At 62.1% G+C, this 17,000-nt stretch carries 20 protein-coding genes; 13 read left to right on the top strand and 7 right to left on the bottom strand.

Going from position 1 to position 17,000, the window contains the following annotated elements; translation table 11 throughout:
- Nucleotides 1–10 precede the first annotated feature (10 nt).
- Nucleotides 11–1,207 (bottom strand): site-specific integrase, encoded by a 1,197-nt coding sequence (locus ACXDF8_RS05825; RefSeq protein ID WP_457222294.1) that lies wholly within the window; start codon nt 1,205–1,207, stop codon nt 11–13.
- A gap of 290 nt (nt 1,208–1,497) precedes the next feature.
- Between ACXDF8_RS05825 and ACXDF8_RS05820 the strand changes: the two genes are divergently transcribed.
- The 13 genes from ACXDF8_RS05820 to ACXDF8_RS05760 all read left to right on the top strand — a co-directional run bounded on the left by ACXDF8_RS05820 (nt 1,498) and on the right by ACXDF8_RS05760 (nt 12,392).
- Complete coding sequence (locus ACXDF8_RS05820) at nt 1,498–1,773, top strand: helix-turn-helix domain-containing protein (protein ID WP_457222293.1); 276 nt, start codon at nt 1,498–1,500, stop codon at nt 1,771–1,773.
- 3 nt (nt 1,774–1,776) lie between these two features.
- Nucleotides 1,777–3,990, top strand: a complete 2,214-nt coding sequence (locus tag ACXDF8_RS05815) for an AAA family ATPase (protein WP_457222292.1) — start codon at nt 1,777–1,779, stop codon at nt 3,988–3,990.
- Nucleotides 3,991–4,199: 209 nt separating this feature from the next.
- Nucleotides 4,200–4,790 carry a hypothetical protein gene (locus ACXDF8_RS05810; protein WP_457222291.1) on the top strand — a complete coding sequence of 197 codons (591 nt, stop codon included), beginning with the start codon at nt 4,200–4,202 and terminating at the stop codon, nt 4,788–4,790.
- Nucleotides 4,791–5,232: 442 nt separating this feature from the next.
- Nucleotides 5,233–6,687, top strand: a complete 1,455-nt coding sequence (locus tag ACXDF8_RS05805; protein WP_457222290.1) for a terminase large subunit domain-containing protein — start codon at nt 5,233–5,235, stop codon at nt 6,685–6,687.
- A 34-nt stretch (nt 6,688–6,721) separates the two neighbouring features.
- Nucleotides 6,722–8,086, top strand: a complete 1,365-nt coding sequence (locus tag ACXDF8_RS05800; RefSeq protein ID WP_457222289.1) for a phage portal protein — start codon at nt 6,722–6,724, stop codon at nt 8,084–8,086.
- Nucleotides 8,083–8,421 (top strand): hypothetical protein, encoded by a 339-nt coding sequence (locus ACXDF8_RS05795; protein WP_457222288.1) that lies wholly within the window; start codon nt 8,083–8,085, stop codon nt 8,419–8,421. Before ACXDF8_RS05800 ends, ACXDF8_RS05795 begins: the two co-directional genes overlap by 4 nt.
- Before the next feature lie 207 nt (nt 8,422–8,628).
- A complete protein-coding gene (locus ACXDF8_RS05790) occupies nt 8,629–9,090 on the top strand; it encodes a hypothetical protein (protein ID WP_457222287.1) in 462 nt (153 codons plus the stop codon).
- A gap of 78 nt (nt 9,091–9,168) precedes the next feature.
- Complete coding sequence (locus tag ACXDF8_RS05785; protein WP_457222286.1) at nt 9,169–9,375, top strand: hypothetical protein; 207 nt, start codon at nt 9,169–9,171, stop codon at nt 9,373–9,375.
- Nucleotides 9,376–9,488: 113 nt separating this feature from the next.
- Nucleotides 9,489–10,364, top strand: coding sequence for a phage major capsid protein (locus ACXDF8_RS05780; RefSeq protein WP_457222285.1), 876 nt, complete (start codon nt 9,489–9,491; stop codon nt 10,362–10,364).
- Between the two features lie 2 nt (nt 10,365–10,366).
- Entirely contained in the window at nt 10,367–10,681 is a 315-nt protein-coding gene (locus ACXDF8_RS05775) for a hypothetical protein (protein WP_457222284.1), read from the top strand.
- Complete coding sequence (locus ACXDF8_RS05770) at nt 10,678–11,025, top strand: hypothetical protein (protein WP_457222283.1); 348 nt, start codon at nt 10,678–10,680, stop codon at nt 11,023–11,025. Before ACXDF8_RS05775 ends, ACXDF8_RS05770 begins: the two co-directional genes overlap by 4 nt.
- Nucleotides 11,026–11,289: 264 nt before the next feature.
- Nucleotides 11,290–12,030 (top strand): phosphatase PAP2 family protein, encoded by a 741-nt coding sequence (locus tag ACXDF8_RS05765; protein WP_457222282.1) that lies wholly within the window; start codon nt 11,290–11,292, stop codon nt 12,028–12,030.
- Nucleotides 12,027–12,392: a heme-binding protein gene (locus tag ACXDF8_RS05760; RefSeq protein ID WP_457222281.1), complete on the top strand. Its 366-nt coding sequence runs from the start codon at nt 12,027–12,029 to the stop codon at nt 12,390–12,392. The genes ACXDF8_RS05765 and ACXDF8_RS05760 overlap by 4 nt, the downstream gene beginning before the upstream one ends.
- Nucleotides 12,393–12,398: 6 nt before the next feature.
- Here ACXDF8_RS05760 and ACXDF8_RS05755 read toward each other — a convergent pair whose 3' ends face one another.
- The 6 genes from ACXDF8_RS05755 to ACXDF8_RS05730 all read right to left on the bottom strand — a co-directional run bounded on the left by ACXDF8_RS05755 (nt 12,399) and on the right by ACXDF8_RS05730 (nt 16,971).
- Complete coding sequence (locus tag ACXDF8_RS05755) at nt 12,399–13,058, bottom strand: biliverdin-producing heme oxygenase (protein ID WP_457222280.1); 660 nt, start codon at nt 13,056–13,058, stop codon at nt 12,399–12,401.
- Nucleotides 13,059–13,155: 97 nt separating this feature from the next.
- The gene (locus ACXDF8_RS05750; protein ID WP_457222279.1) at nt 13,156–13,722 is read right to left on the bottom strand and encodes a TetR/AcrR family transcriptional regulator; all 567 of its coding nucleotides are present in this window, start codon (nt 13,720–13,722) and stop codon (nt 13,156–13,158) included.
- 36 nt (nt 13,723–13,758) lie between these two features.
- On the bottom strand, nt 13,759–14,028 hold the full coding sequence (locus ACXDF8_RS05745) for a hypothetical protein (RefSeq protein ID WP_457222278.1): 270 nt from the start codon (nt 14,026–14,028) through the stop codon (nt 13,759–13,761).
- A gap of 258 nt (nt 14,029–14,286) precedes the next feature.
- Nucleotides 14,287–14,538: a hypothetical protein gene (locus tag ACXDF8_RS05740; RefSeq protein WP_457222277.1), complete on the bottom strand. Its 252-nt coding sequence runs from the start codon at nt 14,536–14,538 to the stop codon at nt 14,287–14,289.
- A gap of 7 nt (nt 14,539–14,545) precedes the next feature.
- Nucleotides 14,546–15,343 carry a nitrilase-related carbon-nitrogen hydrolase gene (locus ACXDF8_RS05735; protein WP_457222276.1) on the bottom strand — a complete coding sequence of 266 codons (798 nt, stop codon included), beginning with the start codon at nt 15,341–15,343 and terminating at the stop codon, nt 14,546–14,548.
- Nucleotides 15,344–15,393: 50 nt separating this feature from the next.
- The gene (locus ACXDF8_RS05730; RefSeq protein ID WP_457222275.1) at nt 15,394–16,971 is read right to left on the bottom strand and encodes a PucR family transcriptional regulator; all 1,578 of its coding nucleotides are present in this window, start codon (nt 16,969–16,971) and stop codon (nt 15,394–15,396) included.
- Nucleotides 16,972–17,000: the final 29 nt, after the last annotated feature.

Genomic DNA, 17,000 nt, shown 5'->3' with positions numbered 1-17,000 from the left:
AACAAGCAGGTCAAACCGACTTTAGGGCCGGTGCCGCGGTGCCCGTGGGCACATTTTGGGCACGGTCGGCCCACATCTTCCCCACCACGTCGGCCACGGCGTTCAAATCGTGGTCAAACAGGTCGGCGTAGGTGTCCAGCGTCATGGCCGCGCTGGCGTGCCCAAGCATCCGCTGCACCACCAAGACGTTGGCCCCTGCGGAGATAGCTAACGACGCCGCAGTGTGCCGCAAATCGTGAGCAGTAATGCGAGGGAACACGGGTGTAATTGGGTCAGATTTCGGCTTAGCTTTGCGCTCAGCGGTGCGCTTCTCATCGGCGTCAGCAATGCAACGCTCAACGGCACCGGATAGCCACGAGCGCACCGACGACGGCGGGCCGAGATACCCACCGTTATGTGATGGCCAAATCAGCTCGGTGTGGTCCTTGCCTTCGCACGCTTTCGCCAGCGCTTCGGCAACAAACGTACTCAGCGGCACAGTGCGCTTATGGCCCGTCTTGAGCGAACCGACGTGTGTCGTGCTGCCAATCGTGACGGCATTCTCGTGCAGGGTGATCCGACGTTTCAGGAAATCGATATCACCGACGCGCAACGCCGCTGCTTCGCCCCATCGGAGGCCCACCGTGCCCAAGAGCAACACAAGCGAGCGATACCGTCCTGATTCGTCGGCCAACTGGTCAAGTTGGTCGGCAGTCAAATAGACGTTCTTCCCCTTAGACCGTTTCGGCAATTTGATGCTTTTGGCCGGAATCGGGCTGGCCGGGATCAAGCGATCTTTTGCCGCGTCGCTGAGAATCCGAGCCAGGACCGAATAGATGTTGGCGACATGTGAAGCGGACAAGTCTCCCGCCAGGGAACTGACCCACGACTCAACATCGGTGAATTTCACGTCAGAAATCTTGGTTGCTGCCCAACGCGGCTCAACGTGATTTCGCCATGCGCTGTCATAGGTACGGAACCCTGACGGTTTCATGCGGCCTTTTTGGCGTTGAAGCCACGCGGGACCAAGTTCGCCAATAGTCACCTTGCCCAGCGACGGGGCGACGTACTCCCCCGTGAGCTTTTTAACCTCAACTGTCGACCCGTACGCCTCTGCCGTTTTTTTCGTAGAGAAACCGCGCTTTTTGGTCTGCTTACCCTCAGGCGTGCGGTACCGAACCATATAGAAACTCCTGCCGCTTTTTTCATATTTCTCAATCGTCGCCATTTGCGTCTTCCAAACCCTTTCTACACCGATCTTATTCTGTTTGAAGTGTGTCGATCCCCTGGCGGGAAACCGGCTCTGACCTGCGTAGCCGTGACAGTACACCATAGGTAACGGACTGTCACGACACGCTTGTAACTTCTGTCTTGACCGACCCCCAATTACGCGGCATTATGAATGGTGCAAAGGGCATATGACTCGGAGAGCGCCAGGCCCACCAAGCTGACGCGGACCCCGTAAGTGGACGGATTCCACAAGTTTATTTGTGTGGCCAAAACACTCCGAGGAAACCCATGCCCCGCTCGTCTGAAATTTCGGATTCGTCCAAAATCCCCGACATGCTGCTTACGGCCAAAGAAGTTGCCGAGTACCTGAGCATTTCTGTAGAAGCTCTGGCCCAAGATCGTTTTCGTGGTGATGGCATACCGTTCGTCAAAATCGGTAGCCGAGTCCGATACCGCCTCAGCAGCTTGCTCGCGTACCTGGACGAACAGGAACAGCCTCAGGCACAACCGGCGACGCCGCCAGCGAAACCGCCTGCCCGCATCCATACCGCACGGCGGGTTTAAGCCGTGAGCTTTTCCGATGTCGCCGCGCCCTGGCGGGCCGCTGGTTGGGTCGGCACTATCCCGCTACCGGAGAAGGCGAAAAACCCTCCTCCTATTGGGTGGACTGGCCGCAACGCACCGTATGCCGACGACGAGCAGGTGTGCGCCTGGTCGCTGATGCCGCAATATCTGCGACCAAACATCGGCCTACGCCTTGGCTGGACCGTTGTCCTTAATGGCGTCGAATATGAGGTCATCGGGATCGACGTTGACCACTACTTGGACAACGGAAAGCAGAAGCTCGGCGGTGACCAGCTCGCCGCATTGGAGAGCCAACTAGGGAAGCTGCCGCCGACGTGGGTGAGTACTGCCAGGGCTCTCAACGACGACGGTAGCGACCGAGGCGATTGGGTCTCAGGAATTCGGTTCTACCTGGTCCCGAGCGGCCTGGCGTTTCGTGGGCAGGTCGACAAGGACATTGAGGTCATCCAAAAGGCGCACCGGTTCGCAGCGGTGTGGCCGTCGTTCAACCCGAAGACGGAAACCACCTACCGGCTGTTCTCACCGCAATCGTGGTCAGATCACGGCCAACCGGCAAATGGTGACGAAATACCGCCTGTTGCAACGATTCCTGAGCTTCCCGCCAGGTGGGTTGACTACCTGACGCAGGGCAGGATGCGTGACAGCGCGCGGCCAATCGATATGGATTCGACGCTGGACGAACTTGAGGCGTGGGCACTGGCTCAGTTCCGGGATTCGGACGTGCTGTGCGACGTAATGGCTCACCAGCTCAAGCGGCGTAAGGCCCTGATTGCCGAGGACGCGACCAGTCACGACAAGGTGCGTGACGCGCATTGGGAATTCCTACGCCTGGCCGTCGAGGGCCACGCCGGTTGGCTGACAGCGATCAACGAGGCAACCGAGTTCTGGATTCAGGACGTGATCGCTCGCGATAAGCGCGGCTATGGAGAGCTACGCACAGAGATTTTTCGGTCGCTGACTAACGCACTGCGCAAGGTCAAAGGCGAGAACGGTTCTCAGCATTACGGCAAGACGCCGTGCGCGTGCGGGAAGCCAAAAGGTATTGGCAATCAAGGGGACTCGATGGACGACGTTGTTCAGTGCTTAGCCGACGTAGAGCCGACAGCGGTCGAATGGTTGTGGCGTCCGTGGATTGCGGTAGGAAAGCTGACCATCCTCGAAGGTGACCCCGGCGTGGCGAAATCAACCATGACGATGGATTGGGCCGCGAACGTTTCACGAGGCAACCCGTGGCCGGTGACGACGGTCAAAGGCGTACCGCAAAGCGTCGACCGGGCCGAGCCTGCCGGTGTCGTTTTGGTCGGCATTGAGGACGATGCCGAGGACACGATAGTTCCGCGACTCATCGCAGCCGATGCCGACCGGACTCGGGTTTTCACGATGACGCAACCACTCGATGACGACGGCAACCCGGTGCCGTTCGTCATTCCCGAGGACATCGACCGGCTACGCCGCGCCATTGAAAGATCGAATGCGCGCCTGGTGATCATCGACCCCATCACAGCGTTTCTGTCCACAAAACAGGTTAAGGCCGGTGATGACCCGAGTACCCGTCAGGCCCTCATGCCGCTGGCGAACATCGCACGCGAAACACGTTGTGCCATAGTGCTTGTCAGGCATCTGAACAAGTCAGCGGGTATGGACGCCAAGCACCGTGGTAGTGGTTCGATGGCATTTACCGGTCTGGCTCGCTCGGTCATTCTGGCTGGCGAACTCAAGGACCCCGACAGCAACCGGGCCACCCACGCAATCGCTCGCACAAAGGGCAACCTAGGCCGCGACCCCGACACGTTGGGTTACGCACTCATAAACGCGCCGAGCAACCCCGACATTGCACTGATGAAATGGACCGGCTCGCTGGATATCAACGCTAACCAACTTGCCGGGGCAGATAGCGTCAAGGACGCAAATTCCCGCAGTAAGGCACCGTTGCGTGAGCAAGCCGAGGACGCATTACGGTTATTGCTTGCCAGCGGGCCAATGAATGCAAGCGACGTTATCGAGCAAATATGCGACAAAATCGGATGCTCAGTCAAACCGGTTAATGCCGCTGCAAACAAGATCGGCGTGCTTAAAGAAAAGGTCTACGTAGACGGAAAAGTTGATCACTGGACGTGGGAACTGCCACCGGTTGTCATTCCGTTTCGGAAATCAGGCCAGGTAGAGGCCGAGACCGAGGCTGACGATGCGAGCTAGATTCCCTCGTGCCCCGGTAGGTAGACCTAGTGGTTCTAGGTGCTTCTAGGTGATCTAGGTAGGGGGTCTAGAACACCTAGAAGTACCTATATATACCTAGATAACCTATTTAGGGGGGTAAGGGTAGAGGGAATCTAGGTCGGTCACAAGTTAAATGCGAACAGATCAGCAGAATGCGCAAATAGATAACGAAATAGAAAGAAAAATTGATGAGTAAGAACAACCGTGCAAACCGAGCCAATAAACAACGCAAGCGAGCCGCTGACACCAAGCGGCCCAAAGTGTTAGACGCACGCACGCCGCGACAACTGGCACCGGGCCATTACCTACCAGTTGACCCGAGGCTGACTGACATCGAGTGCCCTGATTGTGGAGCGAACTGGACCGCACCCGAGCCTCAGCGCAAGCCTGGCGCTGGTGGAGCACTGGACCACGCACCGACGTGCCCAATTGGCAAGGGATATGCCGATGCTGCCGACGATGACCGGGAATGGTTCGCTGCCAATCCCGACGAGACCGAGCGTGTGCGACCGCCGACGATGGCAGAGCTACAGGCCGTCATGCTCAGCACCGGCCAAGCTCTACCCGATATGCCCAATGGCTGCGCCTACGAGCCTGGTGGTCTGGTTACGGTGACCAAGATCAGCGACGTGCTACGCCAGCGGGATTTTCGCAACGCAATCTTGCTCGCTGCGCCAGCGCTGTCACCGGCTGATGGCCTGCACCCTGATGAGTTCGATGAGACTGGACAGCTTTGGTTTCGCGAGCACCTTGGGCCAAGCAGATTGCCCGACGAATGACGCTGCGACCGTGCATCGAATGCGGAGAGATCACCGAGTCCGAGCGCTGCCCCGCGCACAGGCTCAAAGGTGGCAAGCATCTGCTTACCGATGCCGAGCGTGGCTATGACAATGCGTGGCGCAAGCTCTCTGAGCGCGCACGACGACTGCAACCATTCTGTTCTGATTGCGGTGCCACCGAGGACTTGCAGTGTGACCACACTCCGCAGGCGTGGGCACGCCAAGCAGCGGGCAAGCCAATCCGTATCAAGGACGTGGACGTTGTGTGCGGCCCGTGCAACCGCGCGCGTGGCTCTGCCCGTCCCGGCTCTGAACGTGCGTCAGCTTCACGCTCACAAATGGTGGGGGCTACCCCTGACTAGGGGGACTATCAGGCCGCCGGGGGGAGGCAAAGTTTTTGTTACACATGCGGATATGTGCATATGACGATGGGAATTAGGTAATGAAAGCAGGCCCGAAGCGCCAAATCAGCGTTGCACCATTGGATTTCGGCGACTATCCCGAGGACCGGGCCGCGAGACGGCAGGAATTCATAGGTGATTACCTGATCACGCCGCGCGGCCACGGTGCTAAGCAACCGTTCAAGCTGCGAGCGTTCCAAAACGAGATCATTACGGGAGCATTTGCGCCACGCATCCGCACCGCCGTGGTCAGCATCCCCCGCGCCAACGGCAAGACGATGCTCGCCGCCGCATTAGGTCTGGCTGAAATGCACGTCGGCCCGCCGAGCGCTGAGGTTCTGGTGGTCGCCTCCGACCAGCGCCAGGCCAACATCACCATGCGCTACGCAAAACGCATGGTGGAGCTGAACCCGCTTCTGGCCGACCGAATGCAGGTCTACGCCGACCGCATTTACCTCCCAGAAAACGACGCCACGCTGTTGCCGCTGCCCGCTGAGCCTGGCGCGCTGCACGGCCATGACCCGTCACTGATGGTTGTGGACGAATTGCACGTCGTCACCGAGGACGTTTGGGAAGCAGTTACCTCAGTGGCCGGCAAGCGGCCTGAGAGCCTTACGCTTGCAATTTCGACGCCGGCCGATTCCGCCGATTCGGTGATGTGGCGACTGATTGAGCACGGGCGCGCTGGCACAGACCCATCGTTTTACCTCAAAGAATTCGGCGCACCGGATGGTTGTGCCGTCGATGACCGCAACGCCTGGCGGGAAGCTAACCCGGCCCTGGCCGACGAGGACCCATTTTTGAGCGAAGATGGCCTTGAGTCCGTGCTGAAAACGATTCGTGAACCGGTGTTTCGTCAGCTCCGGTTGGGTCAGTGGGTTACCGGCGTCGAATCGTGGTTGCCGTGGGGAGCGTGGTCGGCGTGTGAATCCCCACGCAAAATCAGCTCGACTGAGCGCGTCGTTTTCGCGTTCGATGGCTCAGCATCGGGCGACTCAACCGCGTTGGTCGGTGCCACGATGGACGGCTACGTATGGCTTGAGGGCATTTGGGAGAATCCCGGTGACCCGCGTTGGCGCGTGCCACGTGAGGCCGTCACAGCCGCAGTCGATTTGGCGTTCGACCGCTATAACGTCGCCGAAATGGCCTGCGACCCGTGGGGCTGGCGCTCAGAAATTGAGGCGTGGGCCAAGCGCCACGGTGAGACTCGGGTTATCGAGTGGAATACCGCCGCAGCGCAGCGGATGGCACCGGCGACTGACCGGCTGTATCAGGCCGTGGTGACTCAGCAGATGACGCACGATGGCGATGAGGCACTGTCTGCCCACATTGCGCATTGTGTTGCAAAACGCACGCCGATGGGTGATTTGGTGAATAAGGATAAACGCGGCTCGCCGCGCAAGATTGACGCCGCTGTTGCTGCTATTGTTGCATTTGATCGCGCGGCGTGGCATTCAACAAGAGCAACAAAGCGACGTACCATCAGCTTCGCCTAATTGAATACGTCTCGACCCCCGAGGAATTAGAACCATGACCGCGCCAATTACGCAAACTGATCTGCTGACGAAACTTATTCAGCGACTCAATGAACCGTTGGCCAGATATGCCGAGCTGGATCGCTATTACACGGGCACTCAACCGCTGGCGTATTTGAGTCCCGAATCCAAGACAGCGCTCGGTAACCGTTTCGGCCGAATGGCTAGCAATCTGCCGCGCCTAGCAGTTACCGCACTTGGCGAAAGACTTAGCATCACAGGGTTTTCCGACGAAAAGCTGTGGGCCGACTGGCTGCGCAACGACATGGATCAGCTCTCGGGAGTCGCCCACCGTGAGGCTCTGTTGCTGGGAGATTCGTACGTAATTGTATGGGCAGACCTGGCGGGAAGGCCAAGTGTCACAGTCGAATCCGCTAAGCAAATCGCCGTGCTACGTGATCCCGGCACACGCGAGATTATCGCTGCCGTAAAGCGCTGGGAGACCGAGACGACCACTGAAGCGGTTTTGTATCTGCCAGAGGGCATTACGCGATACACGGCCAACAATCTCGGCGCAACGACGGGATTCACACCGGTAGTTCACGTTCCCAATCCCCTAGGCGTTGTGCCCATCGTTGATTTACGAAATTCTGACCGAATTATCAGCGACTATGGCGTTAGTGAAATCGAAGATATTAAACCGTTGGTCGACGCGCTGAATAAATCGCTCGCCGATATGATGACCACGAGCGAGTTTGTTGGAAGGCCGCGACGCTGGGCAACTGGAATTGAGCTAGAAGAGCGCACGGTCATCGATGAGGACGGTAATCCCGTACTTGACGACGAAGGACAACCGGTAACCGAAACGGTCAACCCGATACCCGAGGGCAACCGCGCAATGATCGCCGAAAACCATGAGGCGAAATTTGGGCAATTAGCCGCCGCAGAGCTCGGCGGTTACGAGGCATCGGTCAACGTGCTTTTGGGTCAGATCATGGCCGTCTCGGCGCTGCCCGCTCACTATGTCGGCATCTTTACCGATAACCCTGCCAGCGCCGACGCGATGCGCGCCGCCGAAGCATCCCTGACGGCCCGCGCCGAGGACCGGCAACGCACGTTCGGCAGGTCGTGGGAGCGAGTCGCGAAGCTCATGGTGGCCGTTCGTGACGGTATTGCCCCTGAGCTGGTGGACAACATTTCAGTGCAATGGGCCGACGCATCTACCCGCAGCATCGCCCAAGAGGCCGACGCGGTGGTGAAGCTCTTTCAGGCCGGGTTACTGCCCAGGGAATTCGCCCTCAAAAAGCTGGGCTACAGCGATGACGATATAACCGAAATCGTCGTGCTATCGATGCTGGAAGCTGACGCGAAATCGTCAGCTAGCCAACTGATTCCGGCTACACCTGGCGGGACACAATGAGTCGGATCAGCGCATCCCGTAGTGGCCGGGTTTACCGGCGTGACGCAAAAGGTCGGTTCGCCAAGACCGGAGCATCGACCGCCGAAAAGGCCGTCAAAGCTGCCAAGATCACAGCAATTTCGCTCGCAGGTGCGGCGGTAGCAGGGACAGCAATCTCAGCAGAGATTTACCACCGAAACACCGGGAAGAAGGTCGACAGCTACCGCAGTACATACGACGCCGAGCAGAGTGCCCGCCAAGCCGAGCGAAAAGCCGCCGAGATCGACCGCAAAGTTGCGGAGCTGATCGAGAAACACCGCAAACGCCAGCGCATCGCAACGCAGAGGTTGAGATGAGAGTCTCACCGCGACAAGGTAATCCGAGTATCAAGTTCTTTCCGAGCACCACTCGGCCGATCACGATGCACATTTGCGGAACCACCTACCGCATGGAACCCAACGAGGCGTTGACCGTCGCAAGTCAGCTTGCCGACGCGGTAGAGGGCCTGAGAAATGCCGAGGCCAAATTCAAGTACCAACCACAACAACAGGAAGATGACACTGATGAGTGAAACTGTCACTGAAACAACGCAAATTGAGACAGATAGCGATGACGACCAGCAGACCGTTGGCGCCCCAACCGGCACCGAAACCGTGGCCCTGGACGACGCGGCCACCGACGAGAATGCCGAGACCTTCCCCCGCTCGGTAGTCGAGAAATTGCGCACGGAGAACGGCAAGCACCGCCAGAACGCCACTCAGGCCAATAGCCGTGCTGATGCGCTCGCCACTCGGTTGCACGCCGAGCTAGTGCGGGCCACGGGTCGCCTGGCCGACCCGGCAGACCTTGCTTTCGATGCCGAACACCTGGACGACGCCGACGCGCTGAGCGCCGCGATAGATGCTCTGCTCGACGCCAAACCGCATTTGGCAAGTCGCAGGCCGACCGGTGATATCGGTCAGGGAAACCGGGGACCGGCCACGGCGGGATTCTCGCTATTGGACGCGCTCAAAGCCCGAACCTGAGCCGTCTTGGGTCGGTATTTTCTACGTGGCCGCGATCCCGCGGCACCCAACAACCTGACGACGGGGATATAGACCAGCATGAGCGACTACAACAGCGCGTGGGATTCACTGTGCAAAACGATCGGTGCCGCCGAGGGTAAGAGTTCGGGCTACTTCGACAACGTAGACCACCTGAGCATTGATCAGCGCCTCAAGGTCGCCGAAGTTGCTGCGCTGCTGTCGATTGCGCAAGAGCTTTCGGCCATCCGACACCAGGGGATCAACCCGGAGTTCTCGACGGATTGATACCCCCATGGGGTACACTGATGGGGTCGGTTCCTGGCGAACCGACCCCATCGTTGTCCTGGCGGCACGGGTTTGAGTCCTCATAAAACCTCTGCGCTGCAAGGATATTCAGAATGGCTATTGAAGTAACGTCGGGTAATTCCACCCTGATTCAGTCCCAAGTCGCCTCGCTGCTCGTGCAACCGCTTGAGCAGGCGTCTACGTTCCTGGCGGCTGGCCCGGTCGTGCTCGATTCCAGCTCCCCGGTACGGGTGCCGCGCATCGTCAACGGTGTCACTGCCGGGTTCGTCGCCGAAGGCGCACAGATCAGCGACGGTGACGTGGCGTTCGATGAGGTCACCCTGTTGCCGTCGACCCTCAAGGGCCTCAAGGTGCTGGTGAAGCTCTCCAACGAGCTGATCCGTACCAGCGTTGTCGGCCTGGAATCGGTGCTGCGCACGCGCCTGGTCACCGACGTGGCCAACGCGCTCGACGCCGCGCTGTGGGATGGTGCCGGGACCAGCAACACGGTCAAGGGCATCCTGCGCCAGACCGGCATTGCGACCGGCGTCCTGGACCTCACCGACGCTGACAGCCTCATCGACGGCATCGCGACCGCTCAGGGCAACAAGGTCAACCCGACGCATATGGTGATGACCAGCGCATCGTTTGCGAAGCTTCGCAAACTCAAAATTGCTGAACCGGGTACAACGTCGGATCAGGATTTTCGTCAGTATTTGTTTGACCCGACCGGAATTCAGGGCAGTACCGCATTCCAACTGTTTGGTCTGCCGGTCATCATTACCGACAACATTCCGAATGTTTCGACAAAGGCCCGTGTGGCGCTGGTCGATATGTCCAAGGTAGTTGTGGCCCGCGACGTTGACGCCGAGGTCAAGATTCTTGACCAAACGTGGGGTGACTACGACTCGATCGGTATTCGCGTTGTTTCGCGCTGGGATACCGCGCTGTTGCAGGCGAAGGCCGTCACGCTACTTACCGAGGCGTAATCGTGGCTGCGGTCACCGGCCAATTGGTCGCTGATTTTCTCGGCCAGGGTGATGATTCGAGCCTTGTCACCCTGGCCGAGAGCCACGCCGACATCGTGACGCAAATCGCCCGTGCGTACACGCGCGACGGAGGCTTTACCGAAGGCGTGCCCAACGCCGATATTGCCGCCGTAATCACCACTGCCGCCGCACGGCTGGTTGCTAACCCTGAGCAGATTTCCACCACAATCGGCACGGTCTCGGTTCGTGGCGGCTTTTCCGGTTGGACGCTGACAGAGCGGTTGGTACTCAATCGCTACCGAAAGCAAGCGCTGTGATTTTCCACGACCGCGTAGGCATTGTTTGCAAGACAAAGGAAACCAGCAATGGCCCCATTACCGAGACATTCAACGGCACTGTTCCCGCAATCGTGGTCCCTGTTCCGTCTGTGGACGCTCTCTCTGCTGGCGGTTCCGTCGTCAATACTCGATATCAGCTCATCATTAAGCCATTTTCATATGTGATTCCACTTAACGCCAACTCGACGGCTCTGAGCCTAGGTGGCGATAATCAAATTCTGTTTACCTACGGTGGCCATCCGAGATTGCTTCTAGAAGGCAAGGTGGAGCGGCACCTATTCCGTGGCCGATTACACCACTATGAGGCCATCGTCAAAATCTGAGTTTGCTGGGGAGTCAAAGCCTCCAGATGAGGCCAAGGCGTGCCATGACCGCTGCGCCGAATGACGGTAGCCCGACCTGCTCCCCGGCAAGCTCGCCCCGGCGTGGGCACATTTTGGGCACACTTTCTCGGAAAACTGCGGAATCTGGCGTTATGCTGCGGAACGTCTTTTCACAGCTCAGAGCCGTTTTCGACCCTCTGACCAGCGCACACGAAAACAGTTCGAATCTCACCGAGGGCACCAGAATTGTTGGTTGTTGACACAATGACCGCCATCGACACCACCGTCTCCATCCTGGCAATCTCCACCGCAGCGTTCGCAGCGGCAGCAGTCGTGCGCCGCGGACGAGTAGGACTGATCCTGCTGTCGGCGGGACTGTTCAGCGGCCTGGCCATCTTGGCCCTGCAGGTCAACGCCGAGTGGATGACGGCACTGGACACCTCGGTGTGGAACTGGTTCAACGCCCATCGTGAGCAACGGGGACAGGGTGATTCGATGGGGATCTTCGCCTATATCGGCCGGCCGCTGCACGTCGCGGTCGCCGGTTTCGTCAGTGGAATCCTGCTCGCGATCAGGGCTCGATCGGTGCTGCCGGCGGTGGTCGTCACCGGCACCGTCGGAGCCGGTGCGGCGGCCGAGCAGACCCTCAAATCGCTGATCTGGCGCACCCCGGCGAGCCTCGCCGAACTGCGGGACGGGTCGGTGGTCGACTGGTCGCAGGTCGACTACTACAGCCACTCGTTCCCCTCCGGCCATGTCACCGGCAGCGCCACCCTGTTCGGAACGATCGCGGTCTGTGTGGCCGTAGGGCGCCGCCCCCGCGTCAAGGCGGCCGCCGCCGCAATCGCCGCGACCGGTGTGCTCTCGGTGGCGGTGCTTGCGCTGTATGTACGCGCACACATCTTCGCCGATGTCGTTGGCGGGATGGTCTTGGGCGGAGCGCTCGTCGCATTGGCCGCAGCCGCCCTTATCCGGTCCCCTAAACCCGTACAGTGCGATCCATGAGCATCACGCATTCCGCACGCCGGGCAGTCGCGGTGAGCCTTGCCACCGGTGCCACTCTGCTGGCGACGGCCGGCCCGGCCGCCGCCGATCCGCCGCCGAACTGCACCTCGGCCGACCTCGCCGGCATCACGTCCGGCGTCGGCTTCTCCCTGTCGGGCTATCTGTTCACCCACCCCGACGTCAACGACTTCTTCACCAGCCTGCGGGGTCTGCCGAAGGAGCAGATGCGCGCACAGGTGCAGGACTACTTCAGCGCTAACCCGCAGGTGCACGACGACATCAAGGCAATCCGCCAGCCCATCACCGACTTCCGCGCCCGCTGCGACGTCGCCGTTCCCGACGGCGGGCCGGGACAGCCCTGAGCCGCCTCACGCCCGGTAGGCGGTCAGGTTCTCACCGAGCTCGGCGAACAGCGCCTGGTTGAGCCGGAAGGCCACGCGCACCTCGTCGACCACCCGGGCGACCTCGTCGGCGTCGAGCCGCAACCCGTCGAGTCGCGCACGGTACTCGTCCTTGTATGGCTTGGCCTTCACCGGGAATTCGTAGAAGGCCAACCCCGCACCGCCCAGACCGAAGTTGCGGTCGAGGATGCGCCCGATCGCCTGGCCGCCGGACAGATCACCGAGGTAGCGGGTGTAGTGGTGCGCCAGCAGCTCGCCACCCCATGACAGCCCGGCAACACGGTCGCAATACGTTGCTGCGGCCGGCGAATCCACACCGCGCGCCCGGCCCGGCGCCCAATGGTCGAGATCGGCATCGATCGCCGAAAGCCGTTCCAGCACAGGGTCATAGACGGCAGACACCAGTGGGTCACCGGAACGGGCACGGACGGCCTCCTCGATAGCGGCGTAGACCATCCGCAACCGCAGCAGGTAGTCGACGTATCCCCGGGCGTTGATCTTCCCGCCCAACAGGTCGGCGACGAACGGTGCCTGCTCGGCGGCGTCGTGGTCCTCGGCCGAGCCCGCCTTCATCGCGCTGGACAACGACGTGGCGGCGCCGGACTTCGACTGGGTGCTCATGGACATGTCCCGCTCCGTTGGCGTAGCAGTTTTCCTGACATCTCGTCAGAATCATACTGACGAGATGTCAGGAAACTAACACGCAGCCGGAGGTTTGGGGGGCCTACCTCCAGGCGGACAGCGCGCGCAGCACGAACCGCTCGACCGGCGCCGACGGGAGGTGCCGCGGCGCGAGGCAGGCATGGATTAGTGAGATGGTCGCCGCTTCGTCGTCGACGACGAATGCGCCCGACCGCACACCATCGGCCAGGATCGAGCGCAGTACGTCCTCGACAACCACCACGTGCTCACGGATGGCGACCATCGCCTCCGGAGACAGCGTGCCGTAGAACTGGCCGCCCGACCCGATGTGGAACTGCTGACCGGCATCGAGGTGATGCCGGATGTAGAGCGCCAGCCGCTCGGCGGGATCGCGGACGTCGGCCAACGCAGCTTCGAGTTCCTCGATGTAGCGGCTGGTTTCGTACGACGCGAAGGCGACGACAACCGCCTCCTTGTCGGCGAAATGGTGATAGATCGCCGTTCGCCCGATGCCGGCCGCCGCGGCCAGCTGGGCCATGGTGACCGCATCGACGCTGTGCTCGCTCAGCAGCGCGCCGAACGCCTCGAAGACGCGGCGATGCACCTGTTCACGGTGCTGCTCTACCGAGGGAGCGCTGATCCTGGGCACGCCCCGAACTCTAGTGCCGGGGCGTGCCGGGACCGGCTAGCGGACGCAGTTGTTGCCGACGATTTCCTTGCACACCGCGCCGGGAGGCGCCGGATTGACCGTCGGAGAGAACGAGTTGGGGCCACCCGGGCCGACCGCCTTCTCGGTGGGCGACGCCGAGGGCGTCGCCGACGAGGACGGGGTGGTCGTCGTCGAGGGCGCTTCCTTCTCGTTGTTCGGGCTGCAGGCGGTCAATGCTCCCATCCCGACGATCGCAGCACCGCCAGCAAAGAGTGCGATCTGCCGGGTCAGGCGACCTGATGTCATGTCGTTTCCTATCCGTGAGCGCCGAGTGTTCGGACCGTCCTGATTGCCGGCTCGGCGTGTCCACCAGCTGCCCCGAAAGGCTGGACGTTCGCTGTCAGTGCGTACCCTCGCATTTTGGCAGAGATCGTCCGAAAAAACGCGCAAACGGCCGTTAGCCGCCGATAAGCCCCCCGACGGTGCCGGGTCGGGCGGGCGTCGACCGTGGGCGGCCACCGTCGGACAAACGCCGCCTACAGTGCGGCAAACCCACGAAGGCGCTCAGCCGATCGAGAGAATCAGCCCACCACCCCAGAACGGCCAGCCCCAGTTCGGCGTCGCGATCGTGCCGGGCGTCGTGGTGATCTGCGCGTTACCCGGACTCTGGCAGATCGTGGTGGTGGGGCTGACGTTGGTGCAGGACGGGGCACCCGATGCGGTGGCAGATATCGCCAGTCCAGCCAAGAGAACAACACCGAAGAACAGCGCGGTCAGCGCGACTACGTGCCAGAGCCGGACGCCTCGGGTCGCCATGGCGAGCTCAGTACAGATCCACGCGGCGGTCGGTGAACAGATCGACCAGCTCGGTGAGCGTCTTGTCGTGGGTGGCGGTCAGATCGACGTCGGCGATCGCCAGGCCCGGACCGGCGCCCGCACTGGCGACCACCCAGCCGTCGGGGTCGACGATGACGGTGCCCGCGGTCCACGGTTGGCCGCGTTCGACCCCGGCCCGATCGCACACCGCGACCGCGATCCGGTTGAGCCGTGCCGTCGACATCGCGGTGATGACCTCGCCGGGGCGCTCGCCCTCGGGTCGCGGGAACAGCGGCCAGTTCACCGGCGCGACGATGAGTTCCGCGCCGTCGAGCGCCACCCGCCTGGTCACCTCGCCGAACTCCAGGTCGTAGCAGACCATCAACGCGATGGCGCCGTACCGGGTGGTCAGCACCTGCGGCAGCTTGTCCCCTGGGGTGAAGATCAGTTTCTCCCGGTCCCACAGATGGGTCTTGCGATAGGCGGCCAGCACCCCGTCGCGGTCCACCGCGAGCGCGCTGTTGTACAGCAGACCGTCGTCGCCCAGTTCGCAGAACCCGCCGACCACGATCGCGTCGCCCGCCGCCGCCCGCCACGTGTCGAAGGCCGGGTCGGTGGGCCGCAGCGCCGCCGCCCTGGCCTCGTCGGCGTCGGCGAACATGTAGCCCGATGTCGCCAGCTCGGGCAGCACCACGATCTGGGCGCCGGCGGCGACGGCGTCGGCCACCGCGGCGGCCGACAACTCGAGGTTCGCCGCGACATCGCCGAGGGTGGGATCGATCTGGGCGCACGCGATGCGGGTCACCCCTGCAGGCTAACCCCGCGTCCCCCGCCTTGGCGCCTCACGACGTCACTTCACGACATCGCCGCGCGGGCCTTCAGTGCCAGCCACAGTTCCATCCGGTCCTCGCCGTCGTCGAGGCGCCGACCGGTGAGGGCGGCGATTCGCTCGATGCGGTTGCGAACGGTGTTGCGGTGCAACGACAACCGGGCCGCGGCCGGATCCCATGCCCCGTTGACCCGCAACCACTGGTCCAGCGTCCGCAACAACTCGAGACGCTCGCGCGGTTCCAGCGCGTCCAGTGGTGCGAGCACCGAGTCGGCGAATCCGCGCACCACCTCCGGGCTGCCCAGCGAGACCAGCCACGACACCGTCTCCCCCTCACCGGCGGTGACGATGCGGCCCCGGCGTGCGCTGACCGGCAGCAGCGATCGGGCCTGCATGGCCGAGACCGACAACTCTTCGACCGGCACCGCCGCCCCGATCCCGCACGCCACTCCCGCCGCCTGCGCGCGCACCGCGGCGACCAACAGGGCCACGTCGGCATGGGCGATTTCCACGGTGTCGCCGCGCACCAGCACCAGCGCGTCGGCGAGTACGGCCTGCAGCCGGACGGCCAGCGCTTCGGCATCGTCGGCGGTGATCGCGGCCACCTGCAGCGGCGCCTGATCCAGCCCCACTCCGGCCAGCATCTGCAGTGCCCGTTCCCGTTTGACGCCCGGGCGCAGCAGTTGGGCGAAGATGTGGGAGCGGCGCTGGCGCTGCGCCTGCCCGGACAGGTTGCGGCGTTCGATGTCGACGGCGATCAGTGACACCAGCACACTGGAGGCCGCGCGGGAACGCAGATCCATGTCGGCCCTCAAAGCGATATGCGCCAACGGGATTCGCGAACCGATGGTGTGAACTTCGAAGCCGTCGACCACCGTCCACGCCAGGCCGGAGGTGCGGGCGGCGTCCACCGCGGTGATCGCCGCGCTGACCTCCCCCGGCTCGGTGCCGGGCGTGGCCTCGACCAGCCGGCCGGCGGCATCGCACACCACACAGGCGGCGGCGCTGGCCGTCGACCAGGCCGACAACAGTGCGGTCAACGGTGCGGAGCTGGTCGCGACGGCGGTCAGGGTGCGGTTGATCTCCAGTGCCGCGTGCAGCTCCCGGCTCTCCCGACGGGCGATGCTCTCGAAAACCCACTTGGTGACCGCGATGAACGGTGTCTCGTCAGGGACCGCCAGCAGCACCACGCCGCCGTCCTGAGCGGCGCGGGCCAGCGGCTCTGGGCACTGCCGGTAGGGCAACCCGTGCCCCAGCCCGATGGCCAGGGCGGCGACCCCGGCGGTCGCGCATTCGGCGACGTAGGCGCGGCAATCCGCCGCGCGCATCGGCAGCAGCAGCCCCACGGTCATCAGCAGCTCACCACCTCGCAGCCAATCCCCCGGCGAGGTCAGTTCGGAGACGTGGGCCGAGGTGACCTCGTTGGCCAGATGCTCTGCGCCGGCCACCACGGTGAGGTTCAGGCTGGGCTCGGCGGCGACGTCAGCGACGGTGAGCACGAGCGCCGCGGAATGTACGCATTGTCCAATCGTAATGGACGGATTGAACAATTCCGCCATGGTGCGGACCACGCCGGCCAGTGGATCGTGAGATGCAATCCACACCCAGCCCACATCCACAGACCGCCTTGGAG

Source organism: Mycolicibacterium sp. CBM1 (assembly GCF_054073305.1).
Note: the sequence above shows the minus strand (reverse complement) of the source record. Positions and strands in the feature narration are given on the sequence as shown.